Raw genomic sequence first — 19,645 nt, 5'->3', positions numbered from 1 at the left:
ATTTTTCTTATTAAAACCTTTACTCTTGAGCCAACTATGAACAACGCTGTGACCTCTGACCAAGCCAATACTAATAATATCAATAATCCTGTCAATGATCTGGTTACTGACAGCACCCTCTATCAGCCACAGCTTATCGAAGCGACGCAGCAAGCCAAATGGGCGGCTGACAAACGCTTTGAAGTTAGCAATGAGCCTAGCGACAAACCAAGTCGCTATATGCTGTCGATGTTCCCATACCCCAGCGGTAAGCTGCATATGGGCCATGTACGTAACTATACGATTTCTGACGTCCTAAGCCGCTATTATCGCCTGAAAGGCTTTGAAGTTATGCAGCCAATGGGCTGGGATGGCTTTGGCTTGCCCGCTGAGAACGCCGCGATTGCCAATCAGATGTCTCCAGCGGCATGGACCTACGCTAATATCGATAACATGCGTGCCCAGCTCAAATTGCTAGGCTTATCTGTTGACTGGTCGCGTGAACTTGCAACTTGTAGCCCAGATTATTATCAGTGGGAGCAATGGCTATTCTTACAATTGTACAAAAAAGGCTTAGTTTATAAAAAGCTTGCTACTGTCAATTGGGATCCGGTCGACAATACGGTCTTAGCTAATGAGCAAGTTATCGATGGTAAAGGCTGGCGTAGTGGCGCTGCAGTTGAAAAACGTGATATTCCGATGTATTACTTCAATATTACTGACTATGCCGACGAGCTTCTCGACGATTTGGATCAGCTAGAAGGTCATTGGCCCTCAGAAGTACTGACCATGCAGCGTAACTGGATTGGTCGTAGTGCTGGTATGGAAGTGCATTTCCCTTATGAGCTTGAAGCTCAAGACAATACTTTGGATGTATTTACCACTCGTCCTGATACTTTGATGGGTGTTACTTATGTGGCAGTCGCCGCTGAACATCCTTTAGCGCAATATGCGGCTGAGCATAATGAATTGATTGCCGAATTTTGTGCTTTATGTAAAAAAGGCTCAGTTGCAGAAGCGGACCTTGCCAAAGCTGAAAAGATCGGTATGGATACAGGCCTTACTGTTTTGCATCCTCTAACGGGCAAAAAAGTACCTGTTTGGGTGGCCAACTATGTACTAATGAGCTACGGCTCAGGTGCGGTGATGGCAGTGCCAGCTCATGACGAGCGCGATTACGAGTTCGCTATTAAGTATGATTTGCCAATCAAGCAAGTCATTGAGATGCCAGACGGCTATGCTGATAAGCTTAAAGCTCAAGCCGCAGCTGATAACACTGAAGTCAATCTTGCTTATACCGAACGCAATACCTTAGTCAACTCCGGTGAGTTCGATGGCATGAATTTTGAGCAGTCCTTTGCAGCTATGCTCGAACGGCTCGAACCCCTAGGTCTGGCTAATAAAAAAATTCAATATCGTCTGCGTGATTGGGGTGTGTCACGCCAGCGCTATTGGGGCTGCCCTATCCCTATGGTCAACTGTGAGCATTGTGGTACGGTGCCTGTTGAAGAGAAAGACTTGCCAGTAGTACTGCCAACGGACGTAGTGCCTGATGGTCGCGGTAATCCTCTCAAAAACATTCCAGAGTTTGTCAATACTAGCTGCCCTAAATGTGGTAATCCTGCTGAGCGTGAGACTGATACTTTTGATACTTTCGTTGAGTCTAGTTGGTACTATGCACGCTTTGCTAGTCCTAATGACAGTCAAAACATGGTCAACAAGTCGGCCGCTAACAAATGGCTGCCTGTAGATCAGTATGTCGGCGGTGTTGAACATGCGGTCATGCATTTATTGTACGCACGCTTCTTCCATAAGCTGATGCGTGATGAAAACTTAGTATCTGGTGATGAGCCCTTTAAAAACCTGATGACTCAAGGCATGGTATTGGCCGGTACTTTTTATCGGGTTAATGCTGATGCTAGTACCACTTACTACTTCCCGCACGATATCGATATCGATTATAACGAACGTGGGCAGCCAATCAAAGCCATACTAAAAGCTGACGGCCAACCAGTGACTATTGGCAAAATTGAAAAAATGTCAAAGTCCAAGAATAACGGCGTTGATCCACAGACCACTATTGATCAATACGGTGCTGATACGGTTCGGTTATATACCCTATTTACCGCTCCTGCTGATCAAACCCTTGAATGGTCAGATGACGCCCTTAAAGGTCCTTATAACTTTGTTAAAAAAGTTTGGCGTATCGCAACTGAACATATGCAGGCGTTAACTGATGCCAATATAGATCCAACCGTCTTAAATAGCACAGCGCTAAATACTGACGACTTAAGTAAAGCGGCTAAGGACTTACGTCGCAAAACTCATGAAACTATCGCGAAAATCGATAATGACTTGGGCGAGCGCTTGGCATTGAACACTCCAGTATCGAGTCTTATGGAGTTGGCTAACGAGCTCAGTAGCTTTAAGGCTAGTGGCGAACAAGACTTACAAGTCAAGCATGCAGCGCTCTTGGACTTGTTAATCATGCTTTCGGTATATGCGCCACACGTTGGTGAACATCTACTTGAAGCTTTAGGCTTGGATACCCAAAACTTGGCTTATCCTACTGTCGATGCTAGCGCTTTAGTGCAAGACACTATTACTATGATCGTACAGGTTAACGGTAAGATGCGCGGCAAAATGGAAGTCGCCCCTAACGGTGATCCTGAACAGCTCAAAGCACAAGCACGAGCTATAGATAGCGTGGCAAAATTCATCACTGGTGAGATCAAAAAAGAAATCGTCGTGCCTAATAAGCTAGTTAACATCGTCGTTGTAGGTTAGGCTTACTAAGCCTTTTTAGACTAAATAAGGATAGCGATTATGGCGTATCAGTCATCAACCAAACCATCGACAGTAAATAAGCTTGCCGTTATGCTACTGGCAAGCCTGCCAATGGTTACCGTACTCGGTAGCGCCAGTTTACTGACTGGCTGCGGTTTTCATCTACGGGGTTACGATGCGCCTTTGCGCTTTGAGGTTGCTAAGACAGCTATTATTGTCGAAGACAATCGCATCTCATTCCCGTTGAAGCTACCACTGACTAGACGCTTAGAAGCTTTAGGCGTTGATGTGGTCGATGGCATTACTATGATCGAGAGTGCAGCTAATAGCGCTGCTGCTAATACTGATGCAGAGCAGATTGCCAGTATCAAAATCGATAACTTGCGTTTTAAAAATTATGAGTTGGTCGGGGTATTGACAGAGATTCGCCTAGTATTATCTGCCGACGTTACTTATCAGACTATGAAAAACGGTCAACCTGTGACTTTGACCAGTCCTATCCAAGTTGAACGCAGCTATCAGTATAACGAGGCCTCGGTCAGTACCGATGATCAGCAAGGCACTCAAATCCGTGGTTGGCTATATGACAGCTTAGCTCGTCGTATTACTGATCAGTATGTGGCTATTAGCCTACCAAAATTAGCGCCTAACAGTGCCAGTAGCTCGTCTTCGATGGTGCGTCAACCCACTGCAAATTCTAGCGCAAAGATTATTGCGCCAAAACCTTAGCTTTTTAGTTTTGGTTGATAAATGCTCAGCATAGTTATAGTTACCCGATAGCTATGCTAACGCTAGACTAAATACCACCAAGATACCGTGCTCAACAAACCAACCTGCTGAACTAAATAGCCTATACCTTATGCAAGAGACTTTTACCCAAGCTTATCCTAAGTTACTGCAGCCTACTGTTGCAGTAGCCGGCTTGTGGCTAGCGCAAGGTGATGAGGCGTTATTACAGCAGTGGTTAATCGACGCGCTACGACCGCATTGGCGTGCACAAAATTATGCCATTAAACGTATTGAGCTAATATCAGTAAAAAGCTGGCAAGAGGTCCTTTCAGAACTGAGTAGCTTATCGTTATTCGACGATGCTAGCGCCTTGATTGTCACTGGCAATCATAAACCGGACAAAGCTATCCTCACTGAGTTAGAACGCTTCGCCATTGATGCCCAAACGGGCGCACATAGTCATAGTTTATTATGGTTAACACCTAAACAGGATAAACGTGCGCAAAGCAGCAAATGGTTCGCACCTTTTGCCCAATACGGCCACATTATTGATTGTAATTTATATGATGAGCGCCAACGTCAGCAGTTGTTACAGGTTCAAGCACAGCAGTTTGGTTTACGCTTATCACAAGATGCTTGGCAGCTGCTGATGTCGCATACTGAGCATCATTTACTCAGCGCTTATCAGACTTTATGGCGCTTGTCTTATCTGTTTGCGCCGACATTGAGCGCTTTTAACCCTAAGCAACAGCCGCAACCAGACCATCACTCTGGTAATGATGCTGATAAAAGCTCTATACCTGAGCTTAGTTCTAACAATACTAGCCCTGAGGCAAAACCCTTAGCGTTAGATATTACTGACTTACAAGCCGCGCTAGTGAGCGACGCACAGTTTAGCGTCTTTGATCTATCTGATGCGATGCTCGCCGGCGACCTTAGACAAGTTACCAAGATTATATTGCAGCTTAAGGCTACTGACGAACCGACTACGTTAGTGCTATGGGCGATCAGTAAAGATATGCGTCAGTTTATGGCATTAATGGATGGACAAGACCCACAAGCATTAGGTATCTGGCGTAGTAAACAGGGCTTATACCAGCAGGCCTGCCGTCGCCAAACCACCGCGCAAACCGCCCAATGGCCTGACTTACTTTATCGCTGTGATCAGGCGATCAAAGGTCTAATACGTCAACCTGCTTGGGAGCTTTTATTGCAAGCTGCACTGCAATTATCCGGCCAAACACTATTTGCCAATAGATAAAAGCGGGCAAGTTTGTCCCAGTTACTGTTAATAACTTTTACTGCCTTTTAGTGCTTTGCCCTCCTATCTACCTGCTTAACCTTTCGCAAACTAATTACCATTCACTTTTAGTAGCTAAGCCTTTACTATAACTATATTTTAGTCGATTGAAATTGGATTGTCATAATGCGCAAACTTAGTAAGAAGTCTGCTATTAAATGGGGCATCATTGCCCTTATCCTAGTCGCCTTAGGGGCACTAGCATATAGCAAATTTAAACCCAAAGAAGAAACCCCCAATTACATCACCGCAACGGCTAAGCTAGGCGATGTCGAGAATAACGTCATGGCCTCAGGTAAGGTGAAGGCGTTAAATACCGTTGATGTAGGTGCTCAGGTATCTGGGGAAGTGACTAAGTTATATGTCAAAGTTGGCGATGAAGTCAAAAAAGGCGACTTGATTGCTCAGATTGATCAAGTGACGCAAAAAAACAACCTTTCCAATCAGCAAGCTTCGTTAGCGCAAAGCCGTGCAGGTCTGCAAAGTGCGCAGGCGGAATATGGCAGTCGTCAAGCCAGCTTAGATAGTGCTTATGCTGACCTTACTCGTAAGCAAGTGGCCCTCAAACAAGCCCGTGTGGACTTCGGCCGCTTAAAGTCTTTAGTAGCTATCGATGCTATTTCTCAGCAAGATTATGACTCGGCAGCAGTCAAAGTATCTTCTGCCGAAGCCGATGTCATTGTCGCTCAAGCGGCTATTGATAATGCTAAAGCCTCTTTAATCACCGCACAATCCAATATTGCCAGCGACCAAGCCGGACTACAGAAGTCACAAACAGACCTCGATACCGCCTCTGAAAACTTAGGCTATACTACTATTCGTGCCCCTATGGATGGTACGGTAGTATCAGTAACTACAGAACAAGGTGCCACGGTCAACGCTAATCAGTCAACGCCGACTATTGTCACTTTAGCCGATTTATCAACTGTGCGTATCAATGCGCAAATATCTGAAGCTGATGTGATTAACGTACGAGCTGGCCTACCAGTTTATTTCAATACTATCGGCGATCCAGATCAAAAGTATGATGCGGTATTAACGGCTATCGAACCTGCTCCTGAAACTATTAGTACTACTAGTGCGGCAGACTCAGCGATTTATTATGTCGGCTATATCGAAGTGCCTAATCCTGATAAGCGCTTCCGTATTGATATGACAGCGCAAGTATTCGTGGTTATCAATCAAGCCAAAAATGTGTTATTAGTGCCCTCTTCAGCCTTACAAAACATGCCAAGCATGAGCGATAATAGCTCAGGCAAGTCGAAGGATGCTAAAGGCAATAAGGTGCAAGCTCAACGTTCAAACGGCGAAGAGGATAAGTCTGCTACTGCTAATCGCAAAGGTACTAAGCAAGGAAATACTGCTCAACCAAAGGATGCTCTAAGTAGCAAAAAGCGTTTTGTGCGCGTCCTTAATACTGATGGCAGTGTGGAAGATAAAGCCGTCACAGTCGGTATTGATAACCGAGTAGACGCCCAAATTTTAACTGGTTTACAAGTTGGGGATACCGTGATTATCGGCGAAGAAGGCCCAAGTAAAGGAGGCGCTGGAGGCCCCCGTCGTCGTCCACCAGGTATGTAACCTGACTTGTGGATGACCACTCACCTTTGCCAGCTCCCTTACCGTGGCGACTGTTAACTGCTGTGTTAAATACTAAGTAGTAGCTGTCGCCGTCTGTAACGCTTTGATAAGAGATCGCTATGACCAGCCCTTCTTCGCCAATTCTTGCTCCGTCGGCAGCAGATTCGTCTGTTAGCTTGGCCAAAACCGAACCTTCCACTGAGTTAAACAAGCCAGCTAACACTCACCCTCCTAAGGGTCAGCCGATCATGGAGCTGACGGGTATCATCAGAGAGTTTCCTGCCGGTGAGCAGAGAATTCGTGTATTGCATGATATCGATTTGACTATTTATCAGGGCGAAATGCTCGCTATCATCGGCCAATCCGGCTCAGGTAAGTCGACCCTGATGAATATCTTGGGCTGTTTGGATAAAGCCAATGCCGGGCGTTACTTGATCTATGGTCAACCTGTCGAGCGCTTAGATGCCGACGATTTGGCCAAGCTACGCCGTGAGCATTTTGGTTTTATTTTTCAGCGCTATCATTTGCTAGGGGATATCAGTGCACGTGACAACGTTGCAGTCCCTGCTGTCTATGCCGGTATGGATGGTGAAGCTCGAATTGAACGCGCTGAAAGTCTGTTAGCCGATTTGGGGCTCGCTGATAAAGTAACCAACCGTCCTAATCAGCTTTCTGGTGGTCAGCAGCAACGAGTTTCTATTGCTAGAGCTCTGATGAATGGCGGGGATGTCATTTTAGCCGATGAGCCTACAGGTGCCTTAGATAGCAAGTCTGGCGCTGATGTCATGCAGATTCTCAAAGATCTTAATCGCCGAGGTCATACCGTCATCATGGTAACTCATGATCCTAGTATCGCAGCGCAAGCAGAAAGAGTCATCGAGCTAAAAGATGGTCATATCATTGCCGATTATCACAATGAGGCTTATTTACAAGCTGGTACTGAACCGAAACCTGCCCCACCAAATATCTTAGCTAGTAATCAAAAAGGCCCGCTAGCTAGCTTCATCGATCGCCTGACCGAAGCCTTTAAGATGTCTTTATTAGCGATGCGAGCGCATAAGATGCGTACTGTCCTGACGATGCTAGGCATCATTATCGGTATTGCCTCTGTAGTTTCAGTAGTGGGCTTAGGTAAAGGCTCGCAACAGCAAATCTTATCTAATATTAGCTCTTTAGGTACTAATACTATCACGGTGACTGACGGCTATCCCTATGGTGATCCACGTCGCCAATATAATGATGATAGTCTCACTCCAGAAGATGCTAAAGCAGTGGGTGATCAACCTTATGTGGTCAGTGTTAGCCCGCAGTTAGATACTAATACTAGTGTGCGCTACCGTAGTATTCAAGAGTCAGCCAGCGTCAGCGGGGTTGGCCAAGATTATCTAGCGGTGACTGGTGAGACCTTAGCCTCAGGACAAGGCTTTGATGAGCAAAGTGTCAACCGCCGTACCCAAGATATTATTATCGATGACAATGCTAAAAAGACTTTTTTTGCTGATACGCCAGATCCGATTGGTGAAGTGATGCTGATAGGCAACGTACCAGGACGAGTGATAGGGGTATTAGAAGCAAAAGATGCAGGTGGCTTTGGCATGTCTAGCGATGCGCCGACGATTTATATGCCTTATACCACTATGATGTCTCGCATTAAGGGCACGGCCTATATCGATCGCTTCGTAGCTTTGATTGATACTGAGATTTCCTCGGCTGCGGCTGAAACCGCTATTACTAAGCTTATTGAAGGCCGTCATGGTGCCGATGACTTCCGAGTTCGTAACTCGGATTCTATTCGTCAGACTATTGAAGCCACTACCACCACTATGACCTTGCTGATTTCTTCCATTGCTATCATTTCATTGATCGTAGGCGGTATTGGGGTGATGAATATCATGTTGGTCTCTGTGACTGAGCGTACTAATGAGATTGGCGTGCGCATGGCAGTAGGTGCTCGTCAAAGCGATATCATGCAGCAGTTTTTGATTGAGGCGATACTAGTCTGTATTTTAGGGGGCAGCCTTGGGGTGTTTTTAGCCTTTATGATTGGTGAAGGCATCAATAGTATTGGCTCTGATAGCTTTAAAGTTATCTATTCGCCAACTTCTATCATCGCCGCTTTTATTTGCTCCACCTTAATCGGGGTGATTTTTGGCTTCTTACCCGCTCGCAATGCTGCTAGATTAGATCCTGTAGAGGCTTTGTCTAGAGATTAGCGAAATATAGGCCCTTAAAGCGGTAAAAATAGGCCTAATTTGGCCTAGCAGAAAGTATATTTTAATAAATTGGTAGTTTTTACATAGAATTTACGTTTTTTTGGGTCTATAGGGTTGTATTTATCTCAAGACTATATATAATGTGCTCTCACGTTTAGGGATAGAAATTATCTAAGCGTGGATACGAAGTTCTATTTAATGAATTTCAGTTGCACTCAAATAGAATTAGTAATTTGAATGTGATGTTTTTAGAAAATCTCCTTTAAGGAATTTTCTCTTGTAGAGTTAAAATTGTCATGCAATTTTTATACGCTATAAGAACCAAATATTTCCCTTTAAGGAAATATTACTTGCAATACCTTAGTGTTGATATCGAGTTTTTTAGAATTTACGAAAATGTAAATTTACTATAAATTCTTTCTAAACATTAAGTTTAAGAAAAACCTATTTAAAGGTTTTTCTCTTGCGAAGCTAAAATTGCAGTGCAATTTTTATACGCTTCTCAGGACCGATAGCTCAGTTGGTAGAGCAGTTGACTTTTAATCAATTGGTCCCGCGTTCGAGTCGCGGTCGGTCCACCATTTTTAGTAGTATGCTTGTGAAGTGTTTTACCCTACTCGGTATTAACTTGATAAGTTTAGTTTTAAGTAGTTTTCTTTTAAGAGGATTACTTAGGACTAACCCCGAAATTTACCTTTAAGTAAATTTCACTTGCAATACCTTAGTGTTGATATCGAGTTTTTTAGAATTTACGAAAATGTAAATTTACTATAAATTCTTTCTAAACATTAAGTTTAAGAAAAACCTATTTAAAGGTTTTTCTCTTGCGAAGCTAAAATTGCAGTGCAATTTTTATACGCTTCTCAGGACCGATAGCTCAGTTGGTAGAGCAGTTGACTTTTAATCAATTGGTCCCGCGTTCGAGTCGCGGTCGGTCCACCATATTCCAAAAGCCCAGTCATTATTTATAATGATTGGGCTTTTTTTATGCCTATAATTTCTGTGCTAGTAGTTGCTATCTCCTATCAGCGCTCAAGGGGATAATTAATATTCGCTAAAATTACTCTTTTTGCCTCTTAGCTTATGCTTGATAGTATCTTTTACTGTACGTGGCTCTTTAGGGGCTTGTACGATAAGCATATCAAAAGTAGCGGCGTCGATAGCCAGCTCACGCCCATGCGCCATCATTACCTTAGTAGGATTAAGATTTTTTATTTTTTGCAGGGAATTGATATAAGATTTGGGATCATAAATAGGAAAAGGGGCGACAAACTTATGACGAAGCTTAATGATTAGATCAGCGATATATACTTGTCGGGTTGGCAAATGATACAACGACAAATCTCGATCAGTATGTCCAGGTGTCTCTAACACTTGCCAATCTTCAAACTCAGGAATACTCTCCCCATCACTAACTTTTATATCAGCTTGCAAATGAGCGGAGTACCATAGTTTTTTGAAAGGACGATTTTGCCTATTGGCCACATAATGAGCTAAGCCAATATCTACTAAGTGCATCATTTGACCACCAATACCGGCATACCATTGTTTTGGTTTATCAGCGGATACGACTAGGCAGCCTGTCGCCTCTCGCAACTTGTGAGCACCACCAGCATGATCTGGATGCATGTGAGTAACCATAACTACTTTTAGGTCACTTATAGGACGCTGCAGCGTGTTTTTGATGTAGCGTAATACTATCGGCACATCAGCACGACAGCAACCATCGAGTAATAGCAGCTTATCTGGGTATACGGCCAAATAACTACTTTGGATATACCCGTCTATACGAATAATATTACTTAAAGTCATAAATATTTCCTGACGTAATATCTGTCATTGTTTTATTCAAATTAGCTGGTGTCAAACCATTGATTACAGCATTAATATGTTTTTAATAGAGACTATTTCTAGTCCAATAATTTTAAAATAGCAGCAAAAAGCTCTGTAGTACAGTGTGGCTAATGGCCTAGCTTTAGCGCCGTAGCACAAAAAAGCAGTCCTGTTGTTGACGACTGCTAGGAGGTTTTACTGCTGAGCTTAAGAAGTAGGAGGTAGCAAATCTAGCCGCTTATCCTAATAAAAAACCCTCTGCGTTATTTGCAATTTCGATCTAGTTTGCCATCCAGCTTTGAGCCATTGCCAACAGTATTGCTCGGCTGATAAAAATTTAACACCCCCTAAGTATAGCCTTGCTACGGTCAAAATATATTATTCTCAGTGAACGCTTGTGTTTATATTTTTTTAATTACTCTATGCCTATATCTGTGTTGTTATATATCTATGCGCTTAATAGCAAAAACCCAGCACTTAGGCTGGGTTTTTGTAGTCTAAAATCAAAGTAAATTAATAGCAATTAACCATAATTAATAATCAATAATCAATAACTGTTAAGCCAAGTCACGGACTTTTGGCTCACGCTCCCATAAACGCGATTTAGCGTTTTCGATAAAGCCATCTAGATCAGACAATGGCGTAACAAAAGCATCTTTTTCAATCGGTAATTTACTTAAGATGAATTCGTCAGTCGCCCCGCAATAAGCGATAGCTTTACAATGCACATAGGCATCGGTAAACCAATCTAATGCTGAGCTGTCTTTAGCCAGCTTTTTAGCTTGCTCTGGCATGATGATACTAACGACGGCATCAAATAGCACCGATGGACCACCAGCTAGACGCTCATCAGCTTGGATACGAGTACCATCATCTAATAGCACTTCTTTATTCGGAGCGACGATCTTCACGCTAGCGCCCTGCTCTTTGGCTGCATCTTCAAACTTTTGAATTTCGCTATGCTTAGACCCATCAGCAACTAAGATACCGACTAAACGTCCTTTTAAGCTCTTAGGTGTACGACCGATAGTTTGTAGTGGCTCAGAAGTAGCCATATCAACTATAGCTGCTGCTGGCTCAGCGGCTTCAGGTAATTTCATCCCTAGCGCTGTCGCCACACGCTTGGCTAAATCTTCATCGATATTGAGCAAGTGACTCAAAGTACGTACCCGAACATGAGCCGTATCTACTTTACCTAGCTCAAACGCATAAGCAGAAGCGATGTGGGCTTGTTCTATAGCGGTCTGACTACGATAGAACATACGAGGCTGACTATAATGATCAGCAAAGCTCTCAGCGCGTACACGACCTTTCACCCCATCGTCCATTTTTTCATGGAACGACTCAAAGCCTTTTTTAACACTTTCACGCGGTCTAGTAGGGTCTAAGCTTTGCGGCTCATAAAGAACTCGAGTCTTAGGAACCTGCATCTGCATATGACCATCTTGCTGATTATTAGCAAACGGACATTTTGGCGCATTGATTGGAATCTGCGCAAAGTTTGGTGAGCCAAGACGAGATAACTGAGTATCTAGATAGCTAAATAAACGTCCTTGCAGCAGTGGATCGTTACTGAAGTCGATACCAGGTGGTACGTGTGATAAGCAGTACGCCACTTGCTCAGTTTCAGCAAAGAAGTTATCTACATTGCGATTCAATACCATTTTACCAACGATTTTAACGGGTACCAGTTCTTCTGGAATCAACTTAGTGGCGTCTAAATGATCAAACGGGAACTCATTAGCTTGCTCTTCTGAGAATAGCTGAACACCGAATTCCCACTCTGGATAATCGCCACCATCAATCGCTTCAAACAAGTCACGACGATGATAATCAGGATCGGCTCCAGATATTTTTACGGCTTCATCCCAAGTCGTTGACTGTACGCCTAGTACTGGTTTCCAATGAAAACGGACAAAGGTGCTTTTGCCATCTTTATTAATCAAGCGATAGCTATGAATACCAAAGCCTTCCATCATTCTCAAGCTACGGGGCAAACCACGATCACTCATCAGCCAAATCACGTTGTGCATAGTTTCAGGACTTAGTGACACAAAGTCCCAAAAAGTATCATGGGCAGAGGCCGCTTGCGGAAAGCCACGATCAGGCTCAGGTTTTACCGCATGAACTAAATCTGGAAACTTCATTGCATCTTGGATAAAGAAGATGGGCATATTGTTACCAACGATATCCCAGTTACCCTCTTCGGTATAGACTTTTACCGCAAAACCACGGACATCACGTGGAGTGTCTTTTGAGCCTTTGTTACCAGCCACAGTAGAGAAACGTGTAAACAAAGGGGTTTGCTTACCAGTCTCAGTCAATATCTTAGCAGTAGTATATTCTTCTAGCGATTCAGTTAATTCAAAATAGCCATGGGCAGCACTACCACGTGCATGAACCACACGCTCAGGAATACGCTCATGATCAAAATGATTAATCTTCTCACGCAACACGAAGTCTTCTAATAAAGTCGGTCCCCGACTTCCTGCTTTAAGAGAGTTTTGGTTATCAGATATGACTACACCTTGTTGGGTGGTCAAAGCCTTAGTATCGTCACCAGCACGCTGATGGGTTTCACCACCATTACCACGTGTTGGATTCATATCTTTGGCGGGGTCAGTATGATCAATATTACTTTTCATAATCCATCCTAGCTAGTTATCGAAAGTGAAAACTAAAAACATTACTAGACAATAGTACCCAAAAACAATGATTCAATCATGGCTATCCTTGTTGATTTTTAGTTAACTTTTGCACTCTACCTAAACTCCTTTCTTAGTTTTTCTAGGTCATGCTATGATCGATAATAGCTGCTGTTAGGGTAGTTATCATTTACTATAAATAATGCTAACCAATCAGCAGTATTTATAGTATTTGCTCTCAATCGATACGACTTTTAGTCAAAATTTATTCATTTAAACGATGAGGCTACTTATGTTATTCACTTCAGTCAATGTCCCGATCACCCCTTACCGCTCTTTGCTACTAAGCTGTTGTTCAGCGGCTATGGGATTAATGGTTAGCCAAACAGCCAGTGCTATTACTACTAAAGATATTAGCTATACGGTAGATAATATGCCTTATCAAGGCTATTACGCCAAAGCAGATAAACCTAATGCGCCTTTTATTCTACTGATACACGATTGGGATGGGGTTACCGACTATGAGCGTAAGCGGGCAGATATGCTCGCCAGTCAAGGCTACAATGTATTAGCAGCTGACATGTTTGGCGCTGGCATTCGTCCAACCACTATGGAAGATAAAAAACGTCTGACTGCCAGATTATATGATGATAGAAATAAAATGCGCCGCTTGCTTGCTGGAGCATTAAACGTCGGTCAGCAACAAGGTAATAACGTGCAGCAAGGGGTGACTATGGGCTACTGTTTCGGTGGCACGGTTGCCTTAGAGTTGGCGCGCTCGGGATTCCCACAAAAAGCTTTTGTCCCTTTCCATGGAGCCTTTGATATTCCAGCAGGTCAAAATTATGACACTACTAGCGGAGAGATTTTAGTTTTTCATGGTACAGCGGATGAAGCAGTATCTCTTGAGAGCTTTACGATGCTGGGCAAGACTTTAGAAGCCGCCAAAGTACCACATGAGATGGTAACTTATAGCGGCGCTAAACATGCCTATACGGTTTTTGATACGGCTAGCTATGATGCGCGTGCCGATCAGCGCTCTTGGAAACGTTATCTGGACTTTTTAGCAGACGAGTATAAATAAGGCTGATAATTAGCAGCCTTACAATCTTAAAACATTAAAACATTAAAACATTAAAACCCTAAAATTAAGGCACTATAAATAAGCTCGAACCAACAGATATCTCAAGTTAAATCTTATCAAGGTCGATTGAGATATTTTTTTATCCTAAAGCGGTAATGACTCATTTTAATAACTGAGAGGGTTATTGTTTTTGAAACACTAATAATTGATTATTAGCAGGCATCTGATAGCTAGTTTGCAGCGTTAAACCGTGCATAGTCGCTAGAGCCACAACCTTTTCTTTATCACGAATACCGCTATCAGCATTGCCTTGTCGTAGCATAGCGTCGAACTGCTGATTGCCAACACTAGTGTAATAACCGTCTTCATTAAAGGGGCCATAAATGATAAGTTTGCCATCGGTAGCTAATGCCTCGCCTACTAACCGGAATAACTGCTCAACTAGTGCCCAGCTAATAATATGTAAGGTATTAGCGGTAAATACTGTATCGTAAGCTATAGTATCAATAGGACTATTAGGAAAAGCATCACTAGCCAAATCAAAAGCTAAAGGCCCCTGTAAATTAGAGGCAGGGTGAGCGGCGTGCCAAGCTTTAATAGCCCAATGATTAGCTCTAACATCGCTAGTGTGCCACTGCAGATGAGCTAGATTTGGCGCAAAATAGACGCTATGTTGACCAGTCCCTGACCCTATCTCTAAGACTTGCTGCGAATCTTGCAGCTCTTTTTGCAGAACCTCTAAAATAGGCTGTTTATTATTCTCACAAGCTCGCGATAATGGCAAATTAGCTGTTATCTGTACACTAGCTTGCGCTGATTTATCTGCGTTCATAACGACCTCTGATAACTGACCCTAATAATTACTGTTAAAAATGAGCATTATAAAATAAGTCTAGTAAATACCGGCTTCTAGTCCAGCCGCCAAAGTCATGGCTAGCTCTTCAACTTGCTCAGCGAAGCCTTCTTGCCACTCTCCTTGTAGGATCAACGGCTCTTGTACATAGTTCCAGCGTAGACCAGTAATGATAGTCTGCATAGCACGTTTGGTCCCTGTACCATCATGACCAGCACGGATATACAAGGCAAAAGGCATGCCTTGCTTTTTCTCTAACACCGGATAGTAGCAACGATCAAAAAAGTCTTTGGTCAGTCCTGCCATATAAGCTAAGTTCTCAGTAGTCCCCAATAACAAGGCATCAGCGGCTAACACATCTTCCGGCTGCGTATCTTGTGGTGACTTTAGCACCACTTTGACATCAATCTCTGGATGATTAGCGCCTTGGTAAGCGGCTTGCGCTAGCTTCTGAGTATTCTGTGATGGCGCGTGAGCAACGATAAGTAGCGTTTTGACGGACATATTAAGATTTATTACTATTGCTAAAAACTAAGTTCTGGGTAATATCAGGATGTAGGCTGTTAGCCACTGGACAAGTTAGAGCAGTTCTATAAAATATGGTTAATGTCTTTTCATCTAGCTCTTGTAGAAAAGTCATCACTATGTGTATTTCACTAACTCGTCTTGGATCAGCAGCCATCACCTTAGTCACTTCAGCAGTAGTACCAGTGACATCAATACCCATATCAGCAGCTTTGATACCGATAATAGTTAGCATACAGCTGGCTAAACTCGTCGCTAAAAGATCTGTTGGCGAAAAAGCTTCACCTTTGCCATGATTATCTGTCGGCGCATCAGTAATAATTTCGTTATTTGATTGCAGGTGAATAGCTTGAGTACGCAATTGACCTTGGTAGGTTACTTTTGAGGTTGTCATATTTTTCCCTTTTATAATTCTGTTCGATATTTATAATGTATTTGCACCTTTCAATGCTCATATAATTACATCATCTCTTTCAAACTGAGGTCGCCGCCCTAATTCGAAGTTAGGACAGATGAAGCACACGAATTTTAGTTTGGCATTAGTCTCTAATACCTTATTTATATCTTTCTTAAGCTGCTGATTGTTTGTGGGAGCCACTGCAGCAAATACTTCAGCAGCTAACTCACCACATTCTGATTCAATATCTGAACCTGAAGCAATTCCAAGATTAAGTCTGAATGGAGCTAATTTGGGGTATTCAGTAAATAGAATTTCCAATGCATAAAATGATGACAAATACGTAAAAGATTGATTTGTTCGACTATATTCAGTTCACGCTTAGAATCTAAAGGATCAAAACCTATACCGCCAAACTTAATTTTTGAAAAGAGCATTTTTGAAGAGTTTGAATTAATCTCAGGGCTAATTTGTAATAAAGCCTTATCCATTGACTCGTACAATTTCTACTCAAGTTGTTCGAGCTCATTGATGTCGTTTACTATAAAAGACTTAACCATACACTTCGTTTGAAATATAACACTTCATTAAATTATCAGCTAACAACTAATTATTATCAATCAAGTGCAGCTTTCAAATTTTAGCACGAATTAACTAGGTCTTTATTGTCTTGGAAAGGTGCAATAAGTCTCCTAAGACGACGTGAAATTTCATTTAATAGATCTCTGGATTCAGAAGAACTTAATTCAAAGTCAAGTTTATCTAGTCGCTGCGCTATTTCGGTTAATTCAATGGTTATTGTTTGAATTTTGACTGTTTTCTCAGCTTCAAATGCGGCCTTTTTTGCGGCTCTAGCTTCACGATATGCCATTATAGAGAAAATCACACCTGCTACACTTAATATTGTGGAAATCCAAAATTTAGCTTGGATATAGAATGGATTCGAAGAACTCACCATTTCTACAATATTCACTAGCTCTGCTTCAGTCAAAAAACTTCTGCATTTTTAAGCTAAGAAAAAGCAACTCGCTTTTATCATAAGCATAAGTGTATTGCATGAATATAGCAAGAGTATTGCTATTAAAGGCTGCAGTAAATAGTACTGGAAGCAACCTCATGAACGGAAGAAACCCCCTAACGAATTCACGTTGGGGGTTTATCTAGAAAAGACAGCTGACAACAACATACTCTTACAGGGGCGAACCCACATTACCATTAGCGCGATGATGTTTCACTTCTGATTCCGAGAAGGGTCAGGTAAGGTCATCAAGCTATTGTCATCAGCAAAGGGGTTAGATATGAGTCTGTTTTGATTGTCTTTGATTTAAATTCTAGGTTTAAATCGACCAATCATAACCTAACTGAATCAAGGGTAAAGGTGATATCGAAATACTAGATTGTTAATTGCAATGATCAGAATCTACATTGAAGTAGATTCGATTTGTAAAAATAATAGATAAAAGTTGACTAATAATACTTTATATTCTTATAACATATATTATAATCAAATCTTCACCCCATGAAACACATGACAAAAATATTTAAAAGGCTATAACTAATGAATATTCATGATCTTTCTGAGTACCAGCTATATAAACTAAAGTCTATAGATCCAACACTTAGCTCAGATTGGTTAGAAGTCATTAGGGATATTCTTCCTAAGCTAAATAAAGAAGCTCAAATTAGCGTTTATAAGAATATCTTAAAACCACGAGGTATCTATATAGGAGCGGATAGGAAGCCCATATATAATCGACCTGATACCTTAGCATTAACCATAAAAAACCTGCAGACTACAAATAAAGACTTAGTGTCTATAGCCCTGCATATGGCAGAAATAATTGATCCACAGGTTACCCAATACAATGCTATAGAACTGGCAGATAAAATTGAGGCAATATTAGGTTACTTAGATAATTTAGAAGTTAACGACCTGCTGCAGGATCAAAAGAACCGTCAAAAAATACGAGTAGCCTTTTTATACGATTTAGCATTATGGATCGATAATGTTAGTTTAGATATAGATGCTGGCATACGTAATATTGACGTTGATTTAGTCAAATCGTATTTCAAAGAAGTTTTTATTAAACAGCAAATCCAAGGTCGAGATTTCCGTAATTGGGATTCTTCTGACCTGAGCTTTCAAGAAACCAGTTACTTGCCACCTTTTATCAAGCAACAAGGCACAGAAAGAAAGTTTTTTATTGTCGAAGGACAGCACTATTGGTATCTAATCGGCACTGCTAATAAGATGGAAAACAACCCCTACTCCTTTCGGCGCTTTCTGTATGAAGATCATAGTGGTAGTAGCAATAAGTATATTTACTTAACTCATATTGTTCTAAAAAAAGACAGTATGCATAACTCAGAATATATAGCACATGCTTCTTACTGTATGAGCAGACTATATACTCTTGATAGAGGAGTTTCAGATAATCTGCTGAAGTTTATACACCAGATTCAGCAATTGTATCAAGACTATCTTCGACCCCTGCTCAAAAAACCACTACAACAAGATGGTAGTGATCCTGAGTTAATAATAAAAGATCGAATGATAAAGTATGAAAAACAACTATCAATTTTAATACTACAAAAGCTACCCAACATCATTGAAAAAACTTCTCATGATTTAAATGACCAAGATTATTTATTCTATCATTTAGACCGACTGATGAAACAGATGAGTGAGAACATTCAGGATTTTAGACTACAGCCTTTATCTATGTACTCTGCTAGCAGCGAAATAATGCTAGTAAAATTAATTACTCTAAGAAGATTACTAACTAAATCACGTGATTTATTTTATGAGGGGCAGCTAAGCTTAGATGATGATTGTCAAGTTATGGGCAAATCTTTAGTGACTGTTAAGCAACAGTTGGATGAAACGGAAGTCTCTATAGAAAAACTGCAGTTGTTCAAAAAGGGCATCAACAAATACTATTACCTGCAAAAAAATGGCAGCTTCTGGCAAAAAATAAAACTAGGTAAGACTCCTGAGTATTCATTAGCAGAAATTGATCAAATGAACCTATCTATACACGAAGACCTTTTTATATCCATAGTTCGTTTAGCCAAAACAGAGAAGAACAGCATGGTCTATACAGAATTTGAATGTAATGAAATAATAAATGAAAATTATAGGCATTATGCTTTAGCAGATGGCAAACTAGGAATCAGTACCCTACCGCGAATACTTCGCTTAAATGAAGATAGAAATAAGCTTAGCATTCAACTAATAAGAGAAGCGCTTTACCAAGACATATTTAAATCTAGTCAGCAATGGAGTACTAACTCGTAATATAGTCAGTTAATATATACAAATTCAAGCCAAAAGAAAAGCCCCTTAACCGTTAAGTTAAGGTGCAAATCTAGAATAGAGAGCTGACGATAACCTGAGCGCCGTTAAAACAAAGCACTGCTTTGTTAGGCTGCGCAAGACAAAACCCTTTAAATAGGGTTTTCTGTGTAGGTCACTACTAAAGTAAAGATAAAAAAATTCCCTAACCAGATAACTGATTAGGGAATTTTAGAATAGAGAGCTGACGATGACCTACTCTCACATGGCCGGAGCCACACTACCATTGGCGCGATGATGTTTCACTTCTGAGTTCGAGAAGGGATCAGGTGGGGCCATCATGCTATTGTCGTCAGCAAAGGGGGTTAGATATGAGTCTGTTTTTATTGTTTTTGACTTAAACTTTTGGGTTTAAATCGACCAA

Annotated in this window: 14 protein-coding genes, 2 tRNA genes and 2 rRNA genes; 9 read left to right on the top strand and 9 right to left on the bottom strand. The window is 41.6% G+C overall.

The features are described 5' to 3' along the window. Positions 1 to 36 precede the first annotated feature (36 nt). From leuS to JMY09_RS08570, 7 genes are all read left to right on the top strand, one after another. Positions 37 to 2,766, top strand: a complete 2,730-nt coding sequence (gene leuS / locus JMY09_RS08600; protein ID WP_201623183.1) for a leucine--tRNA ligase — start codon at positions 37 to 39, stop codon at positions 2,764 to 2,766. Positions 2,767 to 2,805: 39 nt separating this feature from the next. Next, positions 2,806 to 3,495 (top strand): LPS-assembly lipoprotein LptE, encoded by a 690-nt coding sequence (locus JMY09_RS08595; protein ID WP_227677245.1) that lies wholly within the window; start codon positions 2,806 to 2,808, stop codon positions 3,493 to 3,495. A gap of 130 nt (positions 3,496 to 3,625) precedes the next feature. Next, positions 3,626 to 4,756: a DNA polymerase III subunit delta gene (locus JMY09_RS08590; RefSeq protein ID WP_201623182.1), complete on the top strand. Its 1,131-nt coding sequence runs from the start codon at positions 3,626 to 3,628 to the stop codon at positions 4,754 to 4,756. Positions 4,757 to 4,921: 165 nt separating this feature from the next. Further along, positions 4,922 to 6,376: an efflux RND transporter periplasmic adaptor subunit gene (locus JMY09_RS08585; RefSeq protein WP_201623181.1), complete on the top strand. Its 1,455-nt coding sequence runs from the start codon at positions 4,922 to 4,924 to the stop codon at positions 6,374 to 6,376. A gap of 248 nt (positions 6,377 to 6,624) precedes the next feature. Continuing rightward, positions 6,625 to 8,589, top strand: a complete 1,965-nt coding sequence (locus JMY09_RS08580; protein WP_201623243.1) for a MacB family efflux pump subunit — start codon at positions 6,625 to 6,627, stop codon at positions 8,587 to 8,589. Positions 8,590 to 9,094: 505 nt separating this feature from the next. Beyond that, positions 9,095 to 9,170 (top strand) — tRNA-Lys (locus JMY09_RS08575). A gap of 285 nt (positions 9,171 to 9,455) precedes the next feature. After that, positions 9,456 to 9,531 (top strand) — tRNA-Lys (locus JMY09_RS08570). A 102-nt stretch (positions 9,532 to 9,633) separates the two neighbouring features. On the opposite strand, the gene JMY09_RS08565 is transcribed toward JMY09_RS08570, so the two are convergent. Beyond that, positions 9,634 to 10,401, bottom strand: a complete 768-nt coding sequence (locus JMY09_RS08565) for an MBL fold metallo-hydrolase (protein ID WP_201623180.1) — start codon at positions 10,399 to 10,401, stop codon at positions 9,634 to 9,636. Between the two features lie 578 nt (positions 10,402 to 10,979). Next, positions 10,980 to 13,067 (bottom strand): catalase, encoded by a 2,088-nt coding sequence (locus JMY09_RS08560; protein WP_201623179.1) that lies wholly within the window; start codon positions 13,065 to 13,067, stop codon positions 10,980 to 10,982. Positions 13,068 to 13,359: 292 nt separating this feature from the next. On the opposite strand from JMY09_RS08560, the gene JMY09_RS08555 reads away from it, so the two are divergent. Next, a complete protein-coding gene (locus JMY09_RS08555; protein WP_201623178.1) occupies positions 13,360 to 14,151 on the top strand; it encodes a dienelactone hydrolase family protein in 792 nt (263 codons plus the stop codon). A 181-nt stretch (positions 14,152 to 14,332) separates the two neighbouring features. Here JMY09_RS08555 and JMY09_RS08550 read toward each other — a convergent pair whose 3' ends face one another. The 6 genes from JMY09_RS08550 to rrf (JMY09_RS08525) all read right to left on the bottom strand — a co-directional run bounded on the left by JMY09_RS08550 (position 14,333) and on the right by rrf (JMY09_RS08525) (position 17,211). Next, positions 14,333 to 14,983 carry a DUF938 domain-containing protein gene (locus JMY09_RS08550; protein ID WP_201623177.1) on the bottom strand — a complete coding sequence of 217 codons (651 nt, stop codon included), beginning with the start codon at positions 14,981 to 14,983 and terminating at the stop codon, positions 14,333 to 14,335. Positions 14,984 to 15,043: 60 nt separating this feature from the next. Beyond that, positions 15,044 to 15,508 (bottom strand): flavodoxin family protein, encoded by a 465-nt coding sequence (locus JMY09_RS08545; RefSeq protein WP_201623176.1) that lies wholly within the window; start codon positions 15,506 to 15,508, stop codon positions 15,044 to 15,046. Position 15,509: 1 nt separating this feature from the next. Then, positions 15,510 to 15,923, bottom strand: coding sequence for an OsmC family protein (locus JMY09_RS08540; protein WP_201623175.1), 414 nt, complete (start codon positions 15,921 to 15,923; stop codon positions 15,510 to 15,512). A gap of 290 nt (positions 15,924 to 16,213) precedes the next feature. Then, entirely contained in the window at positions 16,214 to 16,417 is a 204-nt protein-coding gene (locus tag JMY09_RS08535) for a hypothetical protein (protein WP_201623174.1), read from the bottom strand. Positions 16,418 to 16,566: 149 nt separating this feature from the next. Further along, positions 16,567 to 16,917, bottom strand: coding sequence for a hypothetical protein (locus tag JMY09_RS08530; protein ID WP_201623173.1), 351 nt, complete (start codon positions 16,915 to 16,917; stop codon positions 16,567 to 16,569). A gap of 180 nt (positions 16,918 to 17,097) precedes the next feature. Then, a 5S ribosomal RNA gene (gene rrf, locus JMY09_RS08525) occupies positions 17,098 to 17,211 on the bottom strand. 273 nt (positions 17,212 to 17,484) lie between these two features. Here rrf (JMY09_RS08525) and JMY09_RS08520 point away from each other — a divergent pair. Then, the gene (locus JMY09_RS08520; RefSeq protein WP_201623172.1) at positions 17,485 to 19,224 is read left to right on the top strand and encodes a hypothetical protein; all 1,740 of its coding nucleotides are present in this window, start codon (positions 17,485 to 17,487) and stop codon (positions 19,222 to 19,224) included. 239 nt (positions 19,225 to 19,463) lie between these two features. Here JMY09_RS08520 and rrf (JMY09_RS08515) read toward each other — a convergent pair. After that, a 5S ribosomal RNA gene (gene rrf / locus JMY09_RS08515) occupies positions 19,464 to 19,578 on the bottom strand. Between the last annotated feature and the right edge of the window lie 67 nt (positions 19,579 to 19,645).

Origin of the sequence: Psychrobacter urativorans (genome assembly GCF_904846695.1) — a bacterium.
In the GTDB taxonomy this organism is placed as follows: Bacteria; Pseudomonadota; Gammaproteobacteria; order Pseudomonadales; family Moraxellaceae; genus Psychrobacter; species Psychrobacter urativorans.
The sequence above is the reverse complement of the archived record's forward strand: the minus strand, read 5'-3'. Positions and strand labels throughout refer to the sequence as shown.